The 18,064-nt window shown below is 65.3% G+C and carries 13 protein-coding genes and 1 pseudogene; 3 read left to right on the top strand and 11 right to left on the bottom strand.

The genetic code is table 11. The features are described from left to right. Nucleotides 1–129 (top strand): annotated as a pseudogene (locus BVH06_RS26125) (IS110 family transposase); the annotation flags it as partial. 89 nt (nt 130–218) lie between these two features. Here the strand turns inward: BVH06_RS26125 and urtE are convergent. The 9 genes from urtE to yrfG form a co-directional block, all read right to left on the bottom strand. Further along, nucleotides 219–917, bottom strand: coding sequence for an urea ABC transporter ATP-binding subunit UrtE (gene urtE / locus BVH06_RS24675; protein ID WP_075932409.1), 699 nt, complete (start codon nt 915–917; stop codon nt 219–221). 130 nt (nt 918–1,047) lie between these two features. Beyond that, a complete protein-coding gene (urtD, locus tag BVH06_RS24670) occupies nt 1,048–1,887 on the bottom strand; it encodes an urea ABC transporter ATP-binding protein UrtD (RefSeq protein WP_075932410.1) in 840 nt (279 codons plus the stop codon). Beyond that, nucleotides 1,884–2,987 (bottom strand): urea ABC transporter permease subunit UrtC, encoded by a 1,104-nt coding sequence (gene urtC, locus BVH06_RS24665; protein ID WP_075935809.1) that lies wholly within the window; start codon nt 2,985–2,987, stop codon nt 1,884–1,886. The genes urtD and urtC overlap by 4 nt, the downstream gene beginning before the upstream one ends. A 109-nt stretch (nt 2,988–3,096) precedes the next feature. Beyond that, nucleotides 3,097–4,668, bottom strand: a complete 1,572-nt coding sequence (gene urtB / locus BVH06_RS24660) for an urea ABC transporter permease subunit UrtB (RefSeq protein ID WP_075935808.1) — start codon at nt 4,666–4,668, stop codon at nt 3,097–3,099. Between the two features lie 68 nt (nt 4,669–4,736). Next, nucleotides 4,737–6,002 carry an urea ABC transporter substrate-binding protein gene (urtA, locus tag BVH06_RS24655; RefSeq protein WP_075932413.1) on the bottom strand — a complete coding sequence of 422 codons (1,266 nt, stop codon included), beginning with the start codon at nt 6,000–6,002 and terminating at the stop codon, nt 4,737–4,739. A gap of 61 nt (nt 6,003–6,063) precedes the next feature. Beyond that, the gene (locus BVH06_RS24650) at nt 6,064–6,786 is read right to left on the bottom strand and encodes a GntR family transcriptional regulator (RefSeq protein ID WP_075932414.1); all 723 of its coding nucleotides are present in this window, start codon (nt 6,784–6,786) and stop codon (nt 6,064–6,066) included. A 1-nt stretch (nt 6,787) separates the two neighbouring features. Beyond that, complete coding sequence (gene uca, locus BVH06_RS24645) at nt 6,788–10,417, bottom strand: urea carboxylase (protein WP_075935807.1); 3,630 nt, start codon at nt 10,415–10,417, stop codon at nt 6,788–6,790. Between the two features lie 90 nt (nt 10,418–10,507). Next, entirely contained in the window at nt 10,508–12,313 is a 1,806-nt protein-coding gene (gene atzF, locus BVH06_RS24640; protein WP_256575270.1) for an allophanate hydrolase, read from the bottom strand. Between the two features lie 283 nt (nt 12,314–12,596). Continuing rightward, complete coding sequence (yrfG, locus tag BVH06_RS24635) at nt 12,597–13,256, bottom strand: GMP/IMP nucleotidase (RefSeq protein ID WP_075935805.1); 660 nt, start codon at nt 13,254–13,256, stop codon at nt 12,597–12,599. A 134-nt stretch (nt 13,257–13,390) separates the two neighbouring features. On the opposite strand from yrfG, the gene nudE reads away from it, so the two are divergent. Continuing rightward, on the top strand, nt 13,391–13,957 hold the full coding sequence (nudE, locus tag BVH06_RS24630) for an ADP compounds hydrolase NudE (protein ID WP_075935804.1): 567 nt from the start codon (nt 13,391–13,393) through the stop codon (nt 13,955–13,957). Then, nucleotides 13,954–14,784 (top strand): 3'(2'),5'-bisphosphate nucleotidase CysQ, encoded by an 831-nt coding sequence (cysQ, locus tag BVH06_RS24625; RefSeq protein ID WP_075935803.1) that lies wholly within the window; start codon nt 13,954–13,956, stop codon nt 14,782–14,784. The genes nudE and cysQ overlap by 4 nt, the downstream gene beginning before the upstream one ends. A 240-nt stretch (nt 14,785–15,024) precedes the next feature. Here cysQ and BVH06_RS24620 read toward each other — a convergent pair whose 3' ends face one another. Continuing rightward, on the bottom strand, nt 15,025–16,941 hold the full coding sequence (locus BVH06_RS24620) for a beta-ketoacyl synthase (RefSeq protein ID WP_075932420.1): 1,917 nt from the start codon (nt 16,939–16,941) through the stop codon (nt 15,025–15,027). 269 nt (nt 16,942–17,210) lie between these two features. Further along, the coding region (locus BVH06_RS24615) for a TRAP transporter large permease (RefSeq protein ID WP_075934816.1) at nt 17,211–18,064 on the bottom strand (854 nt) is incomplete at its 5' end.

The raw sequence follows: 18,064 nt of genomic DNA, 5'->3' as shown, positions 1-18,064 counted from the left end.
CGACTGCGAGCAAAAGGCAAGGCCGGCAAACAGATCGTCTGCGCGGCCATGCGCAAGCTGCTATGCATCGCTTACGGGGTCCTCAAATCCGGCCAGCCCTTTAACCCGCAACTCGCTATTGCGAGGTGAAGGTTAAGACGGTATCTACGATCGGCCGCTTGCGCACCACTTAGCCGCCAAAGTCGACGAACCTGGGCTTGAAGATTATGAACAGGCTCTCAGATCGCCACTAACCCGCGCACGCCGTCCGCCTCCATGGTTTCTCCGCGGCCCTGCTGGACGATCTCGCCGCGGCTCATCACCAGGTATTGGTCGGCCAGTTCGGCGGCGAAGTCGTAGAACTGCTCGACCAGCAGGATGGCCATATCGCCGCGGGCGGCGAGTTTTTTGATCACTGCGCCGATTTCCTTGATCACCGAAGGCTGGATGCCTTCGGTGGGCTCGTCGAGAATCAGCAAGCGTGGCTGGCTGGCCAACGCGCGGCCGATGGCCAGCTGTTGCTGCTGGCCGCCGGACAGGTCGCCGCCGCGGCGGTGCTTCATTTCCAGCAGCACCGGGAACAGCTCGTAGATGAACGGCGGCACCTCCTTGGCTTCCTTCGCGCTGAAACGAGAGAGCCCCATCAGCAGGTTTTCCTCCACCGTCAGGCGGCCGAATATCTCGCGGCCCTGGGGCACGTAGGCAATACCTGCGTGCACCCGCTGGTGCGGTTTGTAGCCGGTGATGGTCTTGCCCTCCCACTGCACGCTGCCCTCCTTGGCGGGCAGCAGGCCCATCAGGCATTTGAGCAGGGTGGTCTTGCCGACGCCGTTGCGGCCGAGCAGGCAGGTGACTTCGCCGACCTTCACGTCGAACGACAGGCCACGCAGGATGTGGCTGCCGCCGTAGTACTGGTGAAGCTGTTGGACTTGCAGCATGTCGATATCCTTAAGTCAGGCGGGCCGGAGTGCGCAACTCGCGCTCGAACGATCCACCGTGTGATGCCATCGGTGGATGAAAACAGCGTCGGCTACGCGCCCCGATCCACCCTACGTTTCTACGAATCCCTTAGCGACCGAGATAAACCTCGATCACCTTCTCGTTGGCCTGCACGGCGTCGAGCGAGCCTTCGGCCAGCACGCGGCCCTGGTGCAGCACGGTGACATGGTCGGCGATGGTGCCGACGAAGCCCATGTCGTGCTCGACCACCATCAGCGAATGTTTGCGTGCCAGGGACTTGAACAGCTCGGCGGTGAATTCGGTTTCCGCGTCGGTCATGCCCGCCACCGGCTCGTCGAGCAACAACAGTTGCGGGTCCTGCACCAGCAGCATGCCGATTTCCAGGAACTGCTTCTGGCCGTGGGACAGCAGGCCGGCCGGGCGCTGGCGCGAGCCGTCCAGGCGAATGGTGGCCAGCACCTCGTCGATGCGGTCGCGCTGCTCACCGCTGAGCCTGGCGCGCAGGCTGGCCCACACTGACTTGTCGGTCTTCTGCGCCAGTTCGAGGTTCTCGAACACGCTCAGCGCCTCGAACACGGTCGGTTTCTGGAACTTGCGGCCGATGCCGGCCTGGGCGATCTCGACCTCGCTCATCTGCGTAAGGTCGAGGGTTTCACCGAAGAACGCGGTGCCGCTGTTCGGCCGGGTCTTGCCGGTGATCACGTCCATCAGGGTGGTCTTGCCGGCGCCGTTGGGGCCGATGATGCAGCGCAGCTCGCCGACGCCGATGTACAGCGTCAGGTCGGTCAGCGCCTTGAAGCCGTCGAAGGCGACGTTGATGTCTTCCAGGGTGAGGATGGTGCCGTGACGCACGTTGAGGCCGCGCCCGGCGCTCTGGCCCAGGCCGATGGCGTCGCGGCTGCTGCCAGCCGGGTCGATCAGCATTTCGGGAATCGGTGCGCTTCTCATGATTTGTCCCCTCGTTTGAGCAGGCCGATGACGCCCTTGGGCAGGAACAGGGTGACCACGATGAACAGCGCGCCGAGGGCGAACAGCCAGTACTCGGGAAAGGCCACGGTGAACCAGCTCTTCATGCCATTGACCAGGCCGGCGCCGAGCAGTGGGCCGATCAGTGTGCCGCGCCCGCCGAGGGCCACCCACACGGCGGCTTCGATGGATTGCGTCGGGGCCATTTCGCTGGGGTTGATGATGCCCACCTGAGGTACGTACAGCGCCCCGGCCAGGCCGCACAGCACGGCGGAAAGTACCCAGATGAACAGCTTGTAGCCGCGTGGGTCGTAGCCGCAGAACATCAGGCGGTTCTCGGCGTCGCGCAGGGCGGTGAGCACCCGGCCGAACTTGCTGCGCGCCAGGCGCCAGCCCAGGTACAGGCTGCCGACCAAGAGCAGCACGGTGAGCGCGAACAGCGTGGCACGGGTGCCGGCGGCAGTGATTTCGAAGCCGAGGATGCTGCGAAAGTTGGTGAAGCCGTTGTTGCCGCCGAAACCGGTCTCGTTGCGAAAGAACAGCAGCATGCCGGCGAAGGTCAGTGCCTGGGTCATGATCGACAAATACACGCCCTTGATCCGCGAGCGGAAGGCGAAGAAGCCGAACACCAGCGCCAGCAAGCCGGGCGCCAGCACCACCAGGCACAGGGCCCAGAGGAAGTTATCGGTGCCGTACCAGTACCAGGGCAGCTCGGTCCAGGCGAGAAAGCTCATGAACGCCGGCAGGCCGTCGCCGGCGGCTTCACGCATCAGGTACATACCCATGGCGTAGCCGCCGAGGGCGAAGAACAGGCCGTGGCCGAGGGACAAGAGACCGGCATAGCCCCAGACCAGATCCAGCGCCAGGGCGACGATGCAGTAGCAGAGGATCTTGCCGACCAGGGTCAGGCTGTAGGCGGAAACGTGCAGCGCGTGCTCGGCTGGCAGCAGGTGCAGCACGGGCATGGCGGCCAGTACGGCGAGCACCAGCAGGCCGATGGCCAGCGACACCTGCGGGCCGAGCCTGTGGCTGGCGCGGGCCAGCAGGCTCTTGTTGACAGGCGTGGGATTGGCGGCGTTCATTTTTCTACCTCCCATGAACCGATCTGTGGGAGCGCACCATGGGCGCGAACGATGGTGGGGAAACAGTCGCTGGCATGGCCAGCTCCCACGGTGCAGAAGGTCATGGTGTTCAATCGATCACCCTCCCTTTCAAGGCGAACAGGCCCTGCGGACGCTTCTGAATGAACAGAATGATCAGCGCGAGGATGAGGATCTTGCCGAGTACGGCGCCGATCTGCGGCTCCAGGATCTTGTTGGCGATCCCTAAGCCGAAGGCTGCCATGACGCTGCCGGCCAGTTGGCCGACGCCGCCGAGTACCACCACCAGGAACGAGTCGATGATGTAACTCTGGCCGAGATCCGGGCCGACGTTGCCGATCTGGCTCAGCGCCACGCCGCCGAGGCCGGCGATACCCGAGCCGAGGCCGAAGGCGAGCATGTCCACGCGGCCGGTGGGCACGCCGCAGCAGGCGGCCATGTTGCGGTTCTGGGTGACGGCGCGCACGTTGAGCCCGAGGCGGGTCTTGTTGAGCAGCAGCCTGGTGAGCACCACCACCGCCAGGGCGAAGCCGACGATCACGATGCGGTTGTACGGCAGCACCAGGTTGGGCAGCACCTGAATGCCGCCGGACAGCCAGTAGGGGTTGGCCACTTCGACGTTCTGCGCGCCGAACAGCACGCGCACCAGCTGGATCAGGATCAGGCTGATGCCCCAGGTGGCCAGCAGGGTTTCCAGCGGGCGGCCGTAGAGATGACGGATCACCGTGCGCTCCAGGGCCATGCCGATCACCGCGGTCACGCAGAAGGCCACCGGCAGGGCGACCAGCGGATACAGCGCCAGGGCGTCGGGGGCGAAGCGCTGGAAGAGAATCTGCACCATGTAGGTGGAGTAGGCGCCGAGCATCAGCATTTCGCCGTGGGCCATGTTGATCACCCCGAGCAGGCCGAAGGTGATGGCCAGGCCGAGGGCGGCGAGCAGCAGGATCGAGCCCAGGCTCATGCCGCTGAATGCCTGGCCGAGCAGTTCGCCGATCAGCAGCTTGCGCTTTACCTGGGCGAGGCTGGTTTCTGCGGCGGTGCGCACGCCAGCGTCGCTTTCCACGCCGGGCTCCAGCAGGTTTTCCAGGCGGGTACGGGCCAGTGGCTCGCCGGTTTCGCCGAGCAGGCGCACGGCAGCCAGGCGCACCGCCGGGTTGGCGTCGACCAGTTGCAGGTTGGCCAGGGCGAGGGTGAGGGCATCGCGCACGGCGTCGTCGTCTTCCTCGGCTTGCGCCTGGGCGAGTAGCGGCAGTTGCGCCGGCTGGGCGCTCTTCTGCAATTGCTGGGCGGCGCTCAGGCGCACGGTTGCCTCACTGGCGAGCAACTGATGGCTGGCCTGGGCGTTGGCGATCAGCCCGCGCAGGCGATTGTTCAGGCGCAGTTTGCGCGGGGTGCCTTGCGGCTCGGCATCGCCCTCGGCGGCGCGGTAGCCAGCGTCGGTTTCGATGAAGGCGCGTTTGTCGCCGTCAGCGGCCACACGGCCCTGTTGCAGCGCATCGAGTAGCGGCTGGCGTGCCGGGTCGGGCATGGCGGCCCAGCTTTCCAGCTGTCTGGCTTGCTGCGTGGCGCTGGCGGCGACGAAATCGTCGGCTTCGCCGGCTTGTGCGGCCAATGGCAGCAGGAGCAGCAGGCTGAAGAGAATTCGGGCAAAGGCATAAGGCATGGGCGTGTCCTTGGTGTCCCGTGGCACAGGCGCCGGAGAACGACTCGGCGCCTGTGCCACGGTGCGGATCAGTTCGACTTCACCGGGGTGTCGCCTTTCTTGTCGTTACCCTCGATGTACGGGCTCCACGGCTGGGCGCGGATCGGCCCTTCGGTTTCCCAGACCACCGAGAACTGGCCGTCTTCCTGGACCTCGCCGATCATCACCGGCTTGTGCAGGTGATGGTTCTTCTCGTCCATCTTCAGGGTGAAGCCGCTCGGCGCCGCGAATTCCTGGCCCGCCATGGCCACGCGCACCTTGTCGACGTCGGTGGTACCAGCCTTCTCGACGGCCTGGGCCCACATGTGGATGCCCACGTAGGTGGCTTCCATCGGGTCGTTGGTCACCACGGTGTCGGCGTTCGGCAGCTTCTTGGCCTTGGCGTAGGCCTTCCAGTCGGCGACGAACTTCTCGTTGACCGGGTTCTCCACGGACTGGAAGTAGTTCCAGGCCGCCAGGTGGCCGACCAGCGGCTTGGTGTCGATGCCGCGCAGTTCTTCCTCGCCGACCGAGAACGCCACCACCGGCACGTCGGTAGCTTCGATGCCCTGGTTGGCCAGTTCCTTGTAGAACGGCACGTTGGAGTCACCGTTGACGGTGGACACCACCGCGGTCTTGCCGCCGGCGGAGAACTTCTTGATGTTGGCGACGATGGTTTGATAGTCGCTGTGACCGAACGGCGTGTAGACCTCTTCGATGTCCTTGTCCTGTACGCCCTTGCTGTGCAGGAAGGCGCGCAGGATCTTGTTGGTGGTGCGCGGGTAGACGTAGTCGGTGCCGAGCAGGAAGAAGCGCTTGGCGCCGCCGCCGTCTTCGCTGAGCAGGTATTCCACTGCCGGGATCGCCTGCTGGTTCGGCGCGGCGCCGGTGTAGAACACGTTCGGCGACATCTCTTCGCCTTCGTACTGCACGGGGTAGAACAGCAGGCCGTTGAGTTCCTCGTAGACCGGCAGTACCGATTTACGCGACACGCTGGTCCAGCATCCGAAGGTAACCGCGACCTTGTCCTGGGTCAGCAGCTGGCGGCCACGTTCGGCGAACAGCGGCCAGTTGGACGCCGGGTCGACCACCACCGGCTCGAGCTTCTTGCCGAGCACGCCGCCCTTGGCGTTGATCTCGTCGATGGTCATCAGCGCCATGTCTTTCAGTGACGTTTCCGAAATGGCCATGGTGCCGGACAGCGAGTGCAGGATGCCGACCTTGATGGTCTCGGCGGCCTGTACTGTCCAGGTCAGGCCCATGGCAGCGATGGACGCGGAAAGGGTGAAGGCCTTGATCAGGCTGCGACGTTGCATAGTTCGATCTCCATTCACAAACGAGTTATGTGTTGTTGGCAGTGGATCAAGGGACATCACGTCAACCCTGCGCCTGCACGGCACGCTCGCGAGCGCTGTGCAGCATGTGCAGGGTGATCTTGCGCACTTCCGCCTTGCTGACCTCTATGTGGGCCTTGAGCAACAGCTGTGCCTCTTCGCAGCGGCGCGACAGGATCGCGCCGAGAATGCGTGCATGTTCGTCGTAGGTGGCTTCCACCCGCGGCGTCTGGGTGAAATCCAGACGGCGGATGATGCGGATCTTTTCGCTGACTTCGCCGTGCAGGCGGGCCATCTCGCGGTTGCCGGTGGCTTCCACCAGTTGGCAGTGAAAGCGCTCGTCGAGGCGTGACACTTCGCGGCCGTCTTCCAGGCGCTGTTCGGGTGCCACCATCCAGATGCGTTTCAGCTCGCTCAGCAGGGCGGGGGTTTGCTCCGCCTCGCGGTCGCACAGGCGCTTGACCGCCGCCTGCTCGAGAACGATGCGCACGTCGTAAAGCTCCTCGAAGTGGGCGAAGTCGAACGGCTTGACCTGCCAGCCGCTGCGGAAATACACCTCCAGGTAACCCTCGCGCTCCAGCCGGTACAGGGCCTGGCGCACCGGTGTACGGCTTGCCGCCATACGCTCGGCGACTTCGCCTTCGCTGAAGCGGTCGCCGGGCAGCAGGCGAAACTCGAAGATGTCGTCCTTAAGCTGCCCGTAGATGCGCTCGGCGAGATTCTCCGGGCGCTCCTTGCCGCGCCTGATCGGGTCGACGAGCTGCATCTCAGGCAGCCTCGACCGGTTCGAGCACCAGCAACGCGTCACCCGGGGTGACCGCTTTGCCCGGCTGGCAGCGCACGGCCTTGACCGTCCCGGCCAGTGGTGCGGTGACCGCCAACTCCATCTTCATCGCCTCGACCACCAGCAGCGTGGCGCCGGCCTCGACGTACTGGCCGGGCTCGACCAGCACCTTCCAGACGCTGCCGCACATATCGGCGCTGACCAGGTGGCCGTCGACGGCTTCGTTTTCCTCCAGGCTGGCAGCTGGCGCAGCGTGGCTGTCGGCATCGTCGTCACGCCACAGCAACACTTCGGCGTCGAAGGCCTGTTTTTGCTGGTGCTGGAAGTCGCTGATGCTCTGCGCGTTGTCGGCCAGGAAGGCCTGGTACTCGGCGAAGTCGAAGGTGCTCTGCTCGATTTTTATCTGCGCGCGGCCTTCACGGAAGGCCTCGCGGAAGTCGTCCAGCTCGGCCTCGCTGACCGGGTAGAAACGCACCTGGTCGAAGAAGTGCAGCAGCCAAGGCTGGCCGCCCTCGAACTGGGCGTTCTTCACGAACTTGTTCCAGATCGGCAGGGTGCGGCCGACCAGTTGGTAACCGCCGGGCGAGTCCATGCCGTAGATGCACATGTACATGCCGCCGATGCCCACGGTGCCTTCGGCGGTGTAGGTACGCGCCGGGTTGTACTTGGAACTGAGCAGCCGGTGACGCGGGTCGAGCGGCACGGCGCAGGGCGCGTCGAGGTAGACGTCGCCGAGGCCGAGAATCAGGTAGCTGGCGTCGAACAGGATGTCGCGTACGTCCTCGCGACTGGCCAGGCCATTGGCGCGCTGGATGAAGTCGACGTTGTTCGGCAGCCACGGCGCCTGGCTGCGCACCGTCTCGCTGTAGCGGGTGACGGCAGCGAGGGTGGCGCTGTCCTCGAAGGCCATGGGCAGGTGGACGATACGGGTCGGCACCTTGAGGCCTGCCACGTCACCCAGGCTGGCTTCCAGGCGCAGCAGGTGATCGAGCAGCGCCTGCTGGTGCAGCACGCGGCTGTCATAGCGCAGTTGCAGGGAGCGCACGCCTGGCGCCAGTTCTTCCAGGCCGGCGAGCGGCTGGGCCTTGAGCGCTTCCATCAACAGATGCACGCGCAGGCGCAGCGCCAGGTCGAGCACGTTGTCGCCGTATTCGAGCAGGATGTAGGCATCGCCCGCCTGCCGATAGACCGTGCGCGGGCGGTTGCCATCGGCGGGCAGCTCGGCCAGTACGGTTGCGGAAACCGTGTCGCCCGGTTGCAGGCTCGGCGCCGGCAGTTGCGCGGCGCTGGCCGCGCTCAGGCTCTGCAGGCTGGCCAGTTGCGCCTGCTCCAGCGCCTGGGCCTGCTCGAAGCTGATCGGGTGAAAACGCAGGGTATCGCCCGGTTTGACCTGGCCGACCTTCCACAGCTCGGCCTTGGCGATGGTCACCGGGCAGACGAAACCGCCGAGGCTGGGGCCGTCCTTGGTGAGGATCACCGGGAAGTCACCGGTGAAGTTGATGGCGCCGATGGCGTACTCGCAATCATGCACGTTGGACGGGTGCAGGCCGGCCTCGCCGCCGTCGGCGCGGGTCCAGCTCGGCTTCGGCCCAGACAGGCGCACACCCAGGCGATTGGAGTTGTAGTGCACCTGCCAGTCTGCGGCGAAGAACTGTTCGATGGCCTCGGGTGTGAAGAAGTCCGGGGCACCATGGGGCCCGTAGAGCACGCCGATGTTCCAAGTGGTGCCGTAGGCGGGAATCAGGCTGTCGGCCAGCGCCTGGGGTTCGCTGACCGGCGCCGGCGTGGTGCAGGCTGGCAACCCCGGTTGGGAGATGGCCAGCATGTCGGCGGCGCGCAGCGTGCGCCCTGCATGGCCGCCGAACTGGCCGAGGGCGAAGGTCGAGCGGCTGCCCAGGTACAGCGGCACGTCGAAGCCGCCGCGCACCGCGAGGTAGGTGCGGCAGCCGCTCTGTGCACGGCCGAGCTTGAGCACTTGGCCGGCTTTGACGGCGATCGGCGCCCAGTAGGGCACGGCTTCACCATCCAGTTCGGCCGGGCAGTCGGCACCGGCGAGGGCGATCAGCGCGTCGCTGTGAAAGCGCAGGCTCGGCCCCTGCAGGGTGAATTCCAGGCCGGCAGCACTCTCGTGATTGCCGACGATGCGGTTGGCCAGGCGGAAGGCGTAATCGTCCATCGGCCCGGACGGCGGCACGCCGATGTCCCAGTAGCCGAGGCGGCCCGGAAAATCCTGCACGCTGCTGTAGGTGCCGGGTTCCAGCACTTCCACCACCTGGGCCGCGTAGCTGAAGGTGTCGAGCAGACGCGTCCAGATCTGCGCACTGTGGAAGCGCGGTTCGGCCACCACCTGGCGCAGGTAGTCGAGGTTGCTGGCGATGCCGTGCAGGCGGGTTTCGCCCAGGGCTTTCTGCAACTTGGCGATAGCCTCATCGCGGCTTGGCGCGTGGACGATCAGCTTGGCGATCATCGGATCATAGAACGCCGACACCTCGCTGCCGGTACTGACCCAGCCGTCTACGCGCACGTCGTCCGGGAAATGCACGTCGGTGAGCACGCCCGGGCTGGGTTGGAAGTTCTTCAGCGGGTCTTCGGCATAGATGCGCACTTCGATGGCGGCGCCTTGTGGGGCGCGGCTCAGGGCGGCCCAATCCAGCTCGGCGCCGGCGGCCACGCGCAGCATGCATTCGATCAGATCGAGGCCGGTGACCATCTCGGTGACCGGATGCTCGACCTGCAGGCGAGTGTTCACTTCGAGAAAGTAGAAATCGTCGCGGGCGGCGTCGTAGATGAACTCCACTGTGCCGGCGCTGCGGTAGCTCACCGACTCGCCGAGCTGGATGGCCGCCGCGTGCAAGCGCTCACGGGTCGCTTGGGGCAGATTCGGCGCAGGGGTTTCCTCGACCACCTTCTGGTTGCGCCGCTGCAGCGAACAGTCGCGCTCGCCGAGGGCGGCCACGCGGCCTTTGCCATCACCGAAGATCTGCACTTCGACGTGTCGCGCCTGGTCGACGAAACGCTCGATGAAAACGCCGGCGTCACTGAAGAACTGCTCGCCCATGCGCTTGACGCTGTCGTAGGCACTGGCCAGGGCCACGGCATCGGCGCAGCGGGTCAGGCCGATGCCGCCGCCGCCGGCGGTGGTCTTGAGCATGATCGGGTAGCCGATGGTTTCCGCCGCGCCCAGGGCTTCGTCCAGGCTCTGCAAAAGCGCGGTGCCGGGCGCCATCGGCACCTTTGCGTCGGCGGCCAGTTCACGGGCGCGGTGCTTGAGGCCGAACTCGCGAATCTGAGCGGGCGTCGGGCCGACGAAGGCGATGCCGGCGTTCTCGCAGGCCTCGGCGAACTCGGCGCTCTCGGAGAGGAAGCCGTAACCGGGATAGATCGCCTGGGCGCCGGTTTCCCTGGCGGCGGCAAGGATCTTGTCGATGCGCAGGTAGCTGTCGGCAGCCTTGTCGCCGCCAAGGGCCACGGCCACGTCGGCATCACGTACGTGCTGGGCATTGCGGTCGGCATCGGAATACACCGCCACGCTCTTCACGCCCAGGCGCTTCAGGGTGCGGATGGCGCGGACGGCTATCTCCCCGCGGTTGGCGATCAGTACGGTATGGAACATGTTCGTGTCCTCGACGTAGGGTGGAAAACGGCGAAGCGTTTTCCACCAGCTGTTCGTTGGTGGATGGCTTCGGCCATCCACTCTGCGGGTTCAGTTCTTGCTGGCTTGCTGGCTGGCGATAAAGGCGCGCCAACCGCCGAAGCTGGTGATGTCGCGGGCATCACCGAGCGCCCAGGGCTCGCAGATGAAGCCCTTCACGCTGCGCCCGTCGGCCAGGGTCAGGTTGCCGATGCCCAGGGGCGCGGGAATCTCGGCGACGAACTCGCCAAAGCGCGCCAGGGGGATGTCCCACAGCTCGACGATGATCGAGCTGCCATCGGTACTGCGCGCCAGGCCCGGTTTCGGCGGCACGGTGCCGGCCAGGGCATAGAGGCGGTAGTGCGGCGAGGTCAGGGTCTGCTCGACCAGCACCGCGTCGCGGGTGGCCAGTTGGAAGTTCAGCGGCATGCCGGTCAGGTGTGCGCCGACCACCGCGACCCGTACGCTGCCAGCCGGTATCGCCGTGGCAGCGGTTTGCGGCGGCAGGGCACGGCCGGTGGCGCCCAGTGGCAGTTCCAGGCTGGCCTGCCAGCGTTTGCCGAAGGCCGCCAGGGCGCGGTCATGCCAGGCCGGGGCGAGCAGGGTGATGCCGGCGGGCAGGCCGTCGCCGCGCAGGCCGGCCGGCAGCGCCAGAGCGGACAGGTCGGCGAGGTTGGTGAAGTTGGTGTAGGTGCCGAACTGGCTGTTGAACAGCACCGGCTCCTGCTGCATTTCGGCGAGGCTGCGAATGGTCGGCGAGGTCGGCACCACCAGCGCATCGAAGCCGGCCAGCGCGTCGTTGATGGCGCGGCTAAGTTCGGCGCGCAGGTACTCGGCCTTGTAGGCGTCGCAGGCGCTGTACTGGTGGCCGTTCTCGACGATGCCACGCACCACCGGGTCGATATGCGCCGGGTCGACGCCTTCCACGGCAACCGTACGCTCGGCGACCCAGGGGCCGTAATAGAGCTGCTCGGCCAACTGGCGGAACGGGCTGAAGTCGAGGGTCTTGAGCGTCACGCCAAGGCTTTTCAGCTGCTCCAGCGCCTGCTCGAAAACCGCCTGGGTTTGGGTATCGCCAAAGAATTCCAGGCTGTCCGGTACGGCGAAGGTCGGTGCGGCCTGCATGCCGACCGGTGCGCTGTTGGGGTTTTGCCGTGAGTAGGCGTCGGCAGCGTCGTAGCCACCAGCGATGCCCGCCACGGTTTCGGCATCGCCCACCGTGAGGGCGAAGATCGAGATGCAGTCCACGGTGCGGCACGCCGGCACCAGGCCGGTGTTGGGCAGCCAGCCCTTGGTCGGCTTGAGCCCGACGATATTGTTGAAGCCCGCCGGCACACGGCCCGAGCCAGCGGTATCGGTGCCCAGAGAGAACGGCACCAGGCCGCGTGCGACCACGCTGGCCGAACCGGAACTGGAGCCTCCGCTGACGTAATCGGCGTTGAAGCTGTTGACCACGGCGCCATGGGGCGAGCGGGTGCCGACCAGGCCGGTGGCGAACTGGTCGAGGTTGGTCTTGCCGATCAGGATGGCGCCGGCAGCGCGCAGGCGGCCAACCACTGTGGCGTCGGCTTCAGCCTGGTAGGCGAACTCCGGGCAGGCGGCAGTGGTAGCCCAGCCGGCAGCGTCGATGTTGTCCTTGATGGCGAAGGGCACGCCGTACAGCGGCAGCTTGCTCTGCTGGCCTTCGGCCTGGTCGAGCAGCGCCTGCAGCTGGCTCAGCTGGGCATCGAGCTGCGCTACGGTGGCGAGGCTGATCCAGGCGTTGTCGGACGTATCGAGAGCCTCCAGCAGACCGTGCAGCAACTCGGCGGGTTGGGCGGCGTCACGGTAAGCCTGTTGCCAGTCGGCGAGGGTGAAGGCGAAAGAGGCGTGGGACATGCGCTGAGATTCCATCTTGTATCCAAGTTGAAATCTCTAGAGCAATAGCGGTGCCAGTTTTTAATTGATTGATTTATATGGGATTTATTTGATGTTCGTGGTTTTTCCGCTGATTTTCGCACCGCTGCGGGGCGCAGGCGAAGCCTTTTGGTGCGGCGTGATGCTCGGGCAGAAGCAAGGAAAGCGGAAATCTAGCGATCTCGTAGGAGGGCTTTAGCCCCGAGCTTCTAATCGAGACAAACTAAGAGCTCGCGGCTAAAGCCGCTCCTACAAAGTATTTCGCTCACAAACCCTGCAACAACGCTCGGTAATCGCCCACCGCTGCGAACTCCTCGGTGTCCTTCACGCCCTTGCGGCTATCGGGTTCGTATACCGCCAGCAGGTGTTTCACGCCGAAGCGCGCGGCGCTGCGCAGGATCGGGATGTTGTCGTCGATGAACAGGCTGCGCGCCGGCTCGAACGCCAGGTCCTGCTGCAGGGCTGCCCAGAACTGCTGGTCTTCCTTGGGAAAACCGTAGTCGTGAGAGCTGATCATGCGGTCGAAATAGGGCGCCAGTTCGATGCGCTCCAGCTTCAGGGACAGCGAATCGCGGTGGGCGTTGGTGATCATCACCACCTGTTTGCCGGCCTGGCGGATGGCGGCGAGAAAGGTGTCGGCATCCGGGCGCAGGGCGATCAGGTCGGCGACTTCGCGCTTGAGGTCCTTGATCGACAGCTCTAGCTCGCGGCTCCAGAAGTCCGTGCAATACCAGTTCAGCTGGCCGGCGTGTTCGGTGAACAGCGGCTGCAGTTCGGCATCGGCCAGGGCACGGCTGATGCCATGGCGCTCGGCGTAGCGCTGCGGCAGGTGCTCGAGCCAGAAGTGGTTGTCGAAATGCAGGTCCAGCAGGGTGCCGTCCATGTCCAGCAGGACGGTGTCGATGTCGGACCAGGGCAGGTTCATGGCGAGGCAACTCTCCAGGCGGTAAATGGCGGTACGCTGCCTGCAGGTCGTCAAATGCTACGGCGAGGACGCAGACAATCAGGGCAGGCACGGTATGATAACCGTTCCGGTCAGCCCAGCAGCAGGACTCACCCATGCGTCAGAAGCCCACCATCACCGCTCGCGAGATCGTCGCCAGCAGCCGCCTGTTCCGTGTCGAGGAGATTCAGTTGCGCTTCAGCAACGGCGCCGAGCGCACCTATGAGCGGCTTGTCGGGCGCGGCACCGGCCATGGCGCGGTGATGATCGTGGCGATGGCCGATGACGAACACGTGCTGTTGGTCGAGGAATACTGCGGCGGCACCGGCGAGTACGAGCTGTCGCTGCCCAAGGGCCTTATCGAGCCGGACGAAGACGTGCTCGATGCCGCCAATCGCGAATTGCAGGAAGAGGCCGGTTTCGGCGCCCGCCGCCTCGAGCACCTGACCGAGCTGAGCCTGTCGCCGGGCTACATGAGCCAGAAGATCCAGGTGGTGCTGGCCCGCGATCTTTATCTACAGAGCCTGCCCGGCGACGAGCCGGAGCCATTGCGAGTCGACAAGGTCAGCCTGCGCGAACTGTCCGCGCTGATCCAGCATCCGCAGTTCAGCGAGGGGCGCGCCCTGGCGGCCCTGTACCTGGTGCGCGACCTCCTGGAGCAGCGCGGGGAACTGAGCCGATGAGCCATCCGTTATTGCCCGGTGTGCTGGGTCTGGTGCAGCGCGCCGGCGAGGCCATTCTGCCGTTCTGGCGCCAAGGTGTGCAGGTGGTGGAAAAAGCCGATGCCTCGCCGGTCACCGCCGCTGACCTGGCCGCCCACGGCATCCTCGCCGAGGGCTTGCTGGCGCTGGAGCCGAGCATTCCCGTGTTGTCGGAGGAAGATGCCGATATCGCCCTGGGCGAGCGGGCCGGCTGGTCGCGCTGGTGGCTGGTCGATCCGCTGGACGGCACCAAGGAGTTCATCGCCGATAGCGAAGAATTCACCGTCAACGTGGCGTTGATCGAGCACGGCGAAGTGGTGTTTGGCGTGGTCGGCATTCCTGCCACAGGCGTGATCTATCACGGTGGCCGCGCGTTCGGCGCCTGGCGGATCGAGCCGGGTAAGCAGCCGCAGGCGATCACCATGCGTGAAGCGTCAGCCGCTGGCTTGACCGTAGTCGCCAGCCGCCGCCATGGCAGCGTCGAACAGGAGCAGTTGCTGGCCGCGCTGGTGGCCCGTTTCGGCGAGGTCGAACGGGTCAGCGTTGGCAGTTCGCTGAAGTTCTGCCAACTGGCCGAAGGCAGCGCCGACTTCTACCCGCGCCTGGCGCCTACCTCGCAATGGGACACCGCGGCGGCGCAGGGCGTGCTGGAAGGCGCAGGCGGCGTGGTACTGACGCTGCAGGGCGAGCCGTTGCGCTACGAAGCCCGCGAGTCGTTGCTAAACCTGTTCTTCCTGGCGTTGCCGGCGGATGCCGAGTGGCGCGCGTTGCTGATCGAGGAAGCCAAGCGGCTGACGCCAGTTACTTAGCCCTTCCCCGTAACCAAGCATCTTAGAAGCCGCGACCTAGCGGTGAATCGTCCGGCCAGCGAGTAAGTCGTGGTGTGGCCGCAATCGTTCGCGCCGGGGCGACGCTCCTACAGGGTGACGATGCGGCTTCTGTAGGAGCCGCGACCTCGCGGCGAATCGTCCGGCCAGCGCGGAAATCACGGTAGGGCCGCAATCGTTCGTGCCGAGGGCGACGCTCCTACGGGGTTCGTGGTTTACGCCTCAGTCCAGCATGTCGCTGTAGCGGTCATCCTGTTTATACACCAGCGGCTGGGCGAAGCCCGGCACCTTGATCTGCGCGTCATCGATGGCGATTTCGGTGTCGTCGATCAGGTCATTGCCGAAGTTGTAGATGATCTCCAGCTGACCCTTGGTCGCCTGCTCGTCGTAGGCCCGGGCGTTGGCGCGGGTCTGCTCGCGACGTTGCTGGTAGGCGCTGAACGCCGCCTCGCCATGGCGCTTGCGCAACATGCGCTCGACCACGTGGGGGGCGAGCACCACGGCGCTGGCGTTGTTGCCGCCGAAGCCCTTGGAGTTGATGAAGCACACGTCCATGCGCTGGTCGTGGCGATCCACATTACTGATGCTCAGGTGCTGCTGGTGAACGTCCGCAGCCACTTCATCGATGGTCTTGATGCCGGGGATGATGCCGTACTTGAAGGTGCCCAGGGCGGAGATCACCTGGTCGCCACTGGCGGTAGCCAGGGAGTGGCCGACGAAGGCTTTCACCGCCGCGACCGGCCAACTGTCGATGGCAAAGGCGGCAGCAACGCGATCCAGCAGTTCGGATTCGGTGACCCGGTTGGCCGGGGTGCTGGAGCCGTGGGCATGGACGAAGCTGCGCTGGCGCACGGCGTCGATCCCCACCAGCTGAGTGGCAGCGGCGACTGCCTTGGCGACGGTCAGGTAGTTGCCAGGGCCAGGAGCGGAGATGGACTTCTTGAAGCCGTCGGCGTTGATGAACACGTCGGTGGCGGCGCCATGGATGTCGGCACCCAGCTGCAGGGCCAGCTCGTCGTCCATCAGCACCACGAACTGGCAGGCTTCGGACAGGGTGAAGCCGCAGTTCTCGCCGAACGGCCGGCTGGCGCGGCGGAAATCGACCTCACCCTGGACCATATCGGTCTTGCCTTCGATCAGGCGCAGGCCTTCCTCGGTGGCCAGGGCGCCCATGGCGCCGTAGCCCTCGATGCACTCGGCATTGATCGGTGCCTCGCTGTTGCCGACGATCACCACGCGGGCCTTGCCGGCGTTGATCTGCTCAATGCCCTTCTGCAGGTTGTACAGGAAGGTCGCGCAGGCGCCGGTGACGCTGCCGGTGGTGCCGACGCTGCCCAGCACGTAGGCGTTGATGAAATCGGCCGGCATGGTGTTCAGGCCCAGGGCCAGTTGCTTGGAGCTGACGCGATGGCCCTTGAGGCGCGACTGCATGAGGCCGCCGAAACCGTTTTCGTCGAGCTGGCTCATGATGCTGCCAGCGAACACGGCGATCTCGTCAGGCGCCACGTGGTCGACGATGGTCTGCCACGGCACGCCGGTGGCGCGCAGGGCGTCGGTCACACCGACCACGGCCATCTGCAGGCCGCGGGGGTGGAAGCGCGAGTTGTACAGCTCGCCAGGCTCGAAGCCGGTGGGCAGCTGGCCGGCGGATTTCACCGGCAGCGCGCGGTAGCTGTCGACCTTGAATTCACAATTGTCATGCAGGGTGACGCGAACGTCGTTGCCGTTCAGCTCCTCGACCGACCAATTGGCCGGCAGTGGCTCGGGCAGTTGCTTGCGGCTGCTGACGAAGGTCAGGCTGCCGCCTTCGCCATTCAGGGCGATGCTCTTGTGCCAGTGGGCCGCGTCGGGATCCAGGTGCTGTTTCTCGATGCGGCGCACCAAGGTGGAGGCCAGCACCTGCTCGCCATAGCGACGCTCGATCTCCACGTCGGACAACGGCTCGCCTGCCTGACTCTGATAGGCACCATCGACCACGCGTACCAGCTTGCTCATCACGGCCAGGCCGACGAGGGTTTCGCGACGTGCCTGTTCGTCCAGCGATTCGATCACCGTACGGCGGAAACCGTGGTGGAAGGAGCTGCGGCCAGCGGCGTTGTAGCCACCGAAACCGACGATCACAGGCAAACGAGACTTCACGCGGACACTCCTTAAACTATTCAGATCGGCACGCCAGACGGGCGCGTACCGGGTCAGCGGGTCGAGCGCGGCGCACTCTCTTATTAAAAGAAGAAAGCGCCATGATGACTTTTCAGGTGCCTATGCTGACGCGATCCATGACCCATAAGTCACGACTGGATACAAGGTTACCCGTTATCGCGGGCGGCGGCACGACCCATATGTGCTACGGCCCAAAGAAGAAGCCCGGCGCTAGGCCGGGCTTCATTCTTATAGCGCAGGGCAGGCTATCAGTTCATACCCAGCCAGTTCGGCAGTGCCAGCGACACGAACGGCACGTACGTGACCAGGATCAGGAACGCCAGCATCACCAGCAGCCACGGCGATACCGCGCGCACCACCCGGGTCAGCGGCATGCCGGTGACCGCCGAGGTGACGAACAGGTTGAGACCGGTCGGTGGGGTGATCAAACCGATCTCCATGTTCACCACCATGATGATGCCCAGGTGGATCGGGTCGATGCCCAACTGCATGGCGATCGGAAAGAGGATCGGCGCCAGGATCAGGATGATCGCCGACGGCTCCATGAAGGTCCCGGCAATCAGCAGCACGATGTTCACCACCAGCAGGAACTCGATGGGGCTGAAGCCCTGCTCCACCACCCAGGCGGTGATCGACTGCGGGATCTGCTCGGTGGTCAGCACGTGGGCGAACAGCATGGCGTTGGCGATGATGAACATCAGCACCACGCTGAGCTTGCCGGCCTCGACGAACACCTTCGGGCACTCGCGGATGGTCATGTCCTTGTAAATGAAGATCGCCACGAAGGCCGCGTACACCGCCGCCACCGCTGCCGCTTCGGTCGGCGTGAACATACCCGAGTAGATGCCGCCGAGGATGATCACGATCAGCAGCAGGCCCCAGCCGGCCTTGCGCCCGGCGGTGAGGATCTCGGCCATCGACGCGCGTGGCAGCGACGGCATGTTCTTGACCCGTGCGATGATGTAGATGGTGATCATCAGGAACACGCCCAACAGCAGCCCCGGCACTACACCGGCCATGAACAGCTTGCCCACCGAGGTTTCGGTGGCGGTGGCGTAGACCACCATGACGATCGACGGCGGAATCAGGATGCCCAGGGTAC

The organism is Pseudomonas sp. PA27(2017) (genome assembly GCF_001945445.1).
Lineage (GTDB): Bacteria > Pseudomonadota > Gammaproteobacteria > Pseudomonadales > Pseudomonadaceae > Aquipseudomonas.
This window is presented reverse-complemented; position numbering and strand designations above follow the sequence as displayed.

Bases quoted from the DNA above. Each gene is read 5' to 3' on its own strand.
- urtD (WP_075932410.1), bottom strand. From the start codon at position 1,887: ATGAGAAGCGCACCGATTCCCGAAATGCTGATCGACCCGGCTGGCAGC.
- urtB (WP_075935808.1), bottom strand. From the start codon at position 4,668: ATGCCTTATGCCTTTGCCCGAATTCTCTTCAGCCTGCTGCTCCTGCTG.
- BVH06_RS24650 (WP_075932414.1), bottom strand. From the start codon at position 6,786: ATGCAGCTCGTCGACCCGATCAGGCGCGGCAAGGAGCGCCCGGAGAAT.
- urtA (WP_075932413.1), bottom strand. From the start codon at position 6,002: ATGCAACGTCGCAGCCTGATCAAGGCCTTCACCCTTTCCGCGTCCATC.
- yrfG (WP_075935805.1), bottom strand. From the start codon at position 13,256: ATGAACCTGCCCTGGTCCGACATCGACACCGTCCTGCTGGACATGGAC.
- nudE (WP_075935804.1), top strand. From the start codon at position 13,391: ATGCGTCAGAAGCCCACCATCACCGCTCGCGAGATCGTCGCCAGCAGC.
- atzF (WP_256575270.1), bottom strand. From the start codon at position 12,313: ATGTCCCACGCCTCTTTCGCCTTCACCCTCGCCGACTGGCAACAGGCT.
- urtE (WP_075932409.1), bottom strand. From the start codon at position 917: ATGCTGCAAGTCCAACAGCTTCACCAGTACTACGGCGGCAGCCACATC.
- urtC (WP_075935809.1), bottom strand. From the start codon at position 2,987: ATGAACGCCGCCAATCCCACGCCTGTCAACAAGAGCCTGCTGGCCCGC.
- uca (WP_075935807.1), bottom strand. From the start codon at position 10,417: ATGTTCCATACCGTACTGATCGCCAACCGCGGGGAGATAGCCGTCCGC.
- cysQ (WP_075935803.1), top strand. From the start codon at position 13,954: ATGAGCCATCCGTTATTGCCCGGTGTGCTGGGTCTGGTGCAGCGCGCC.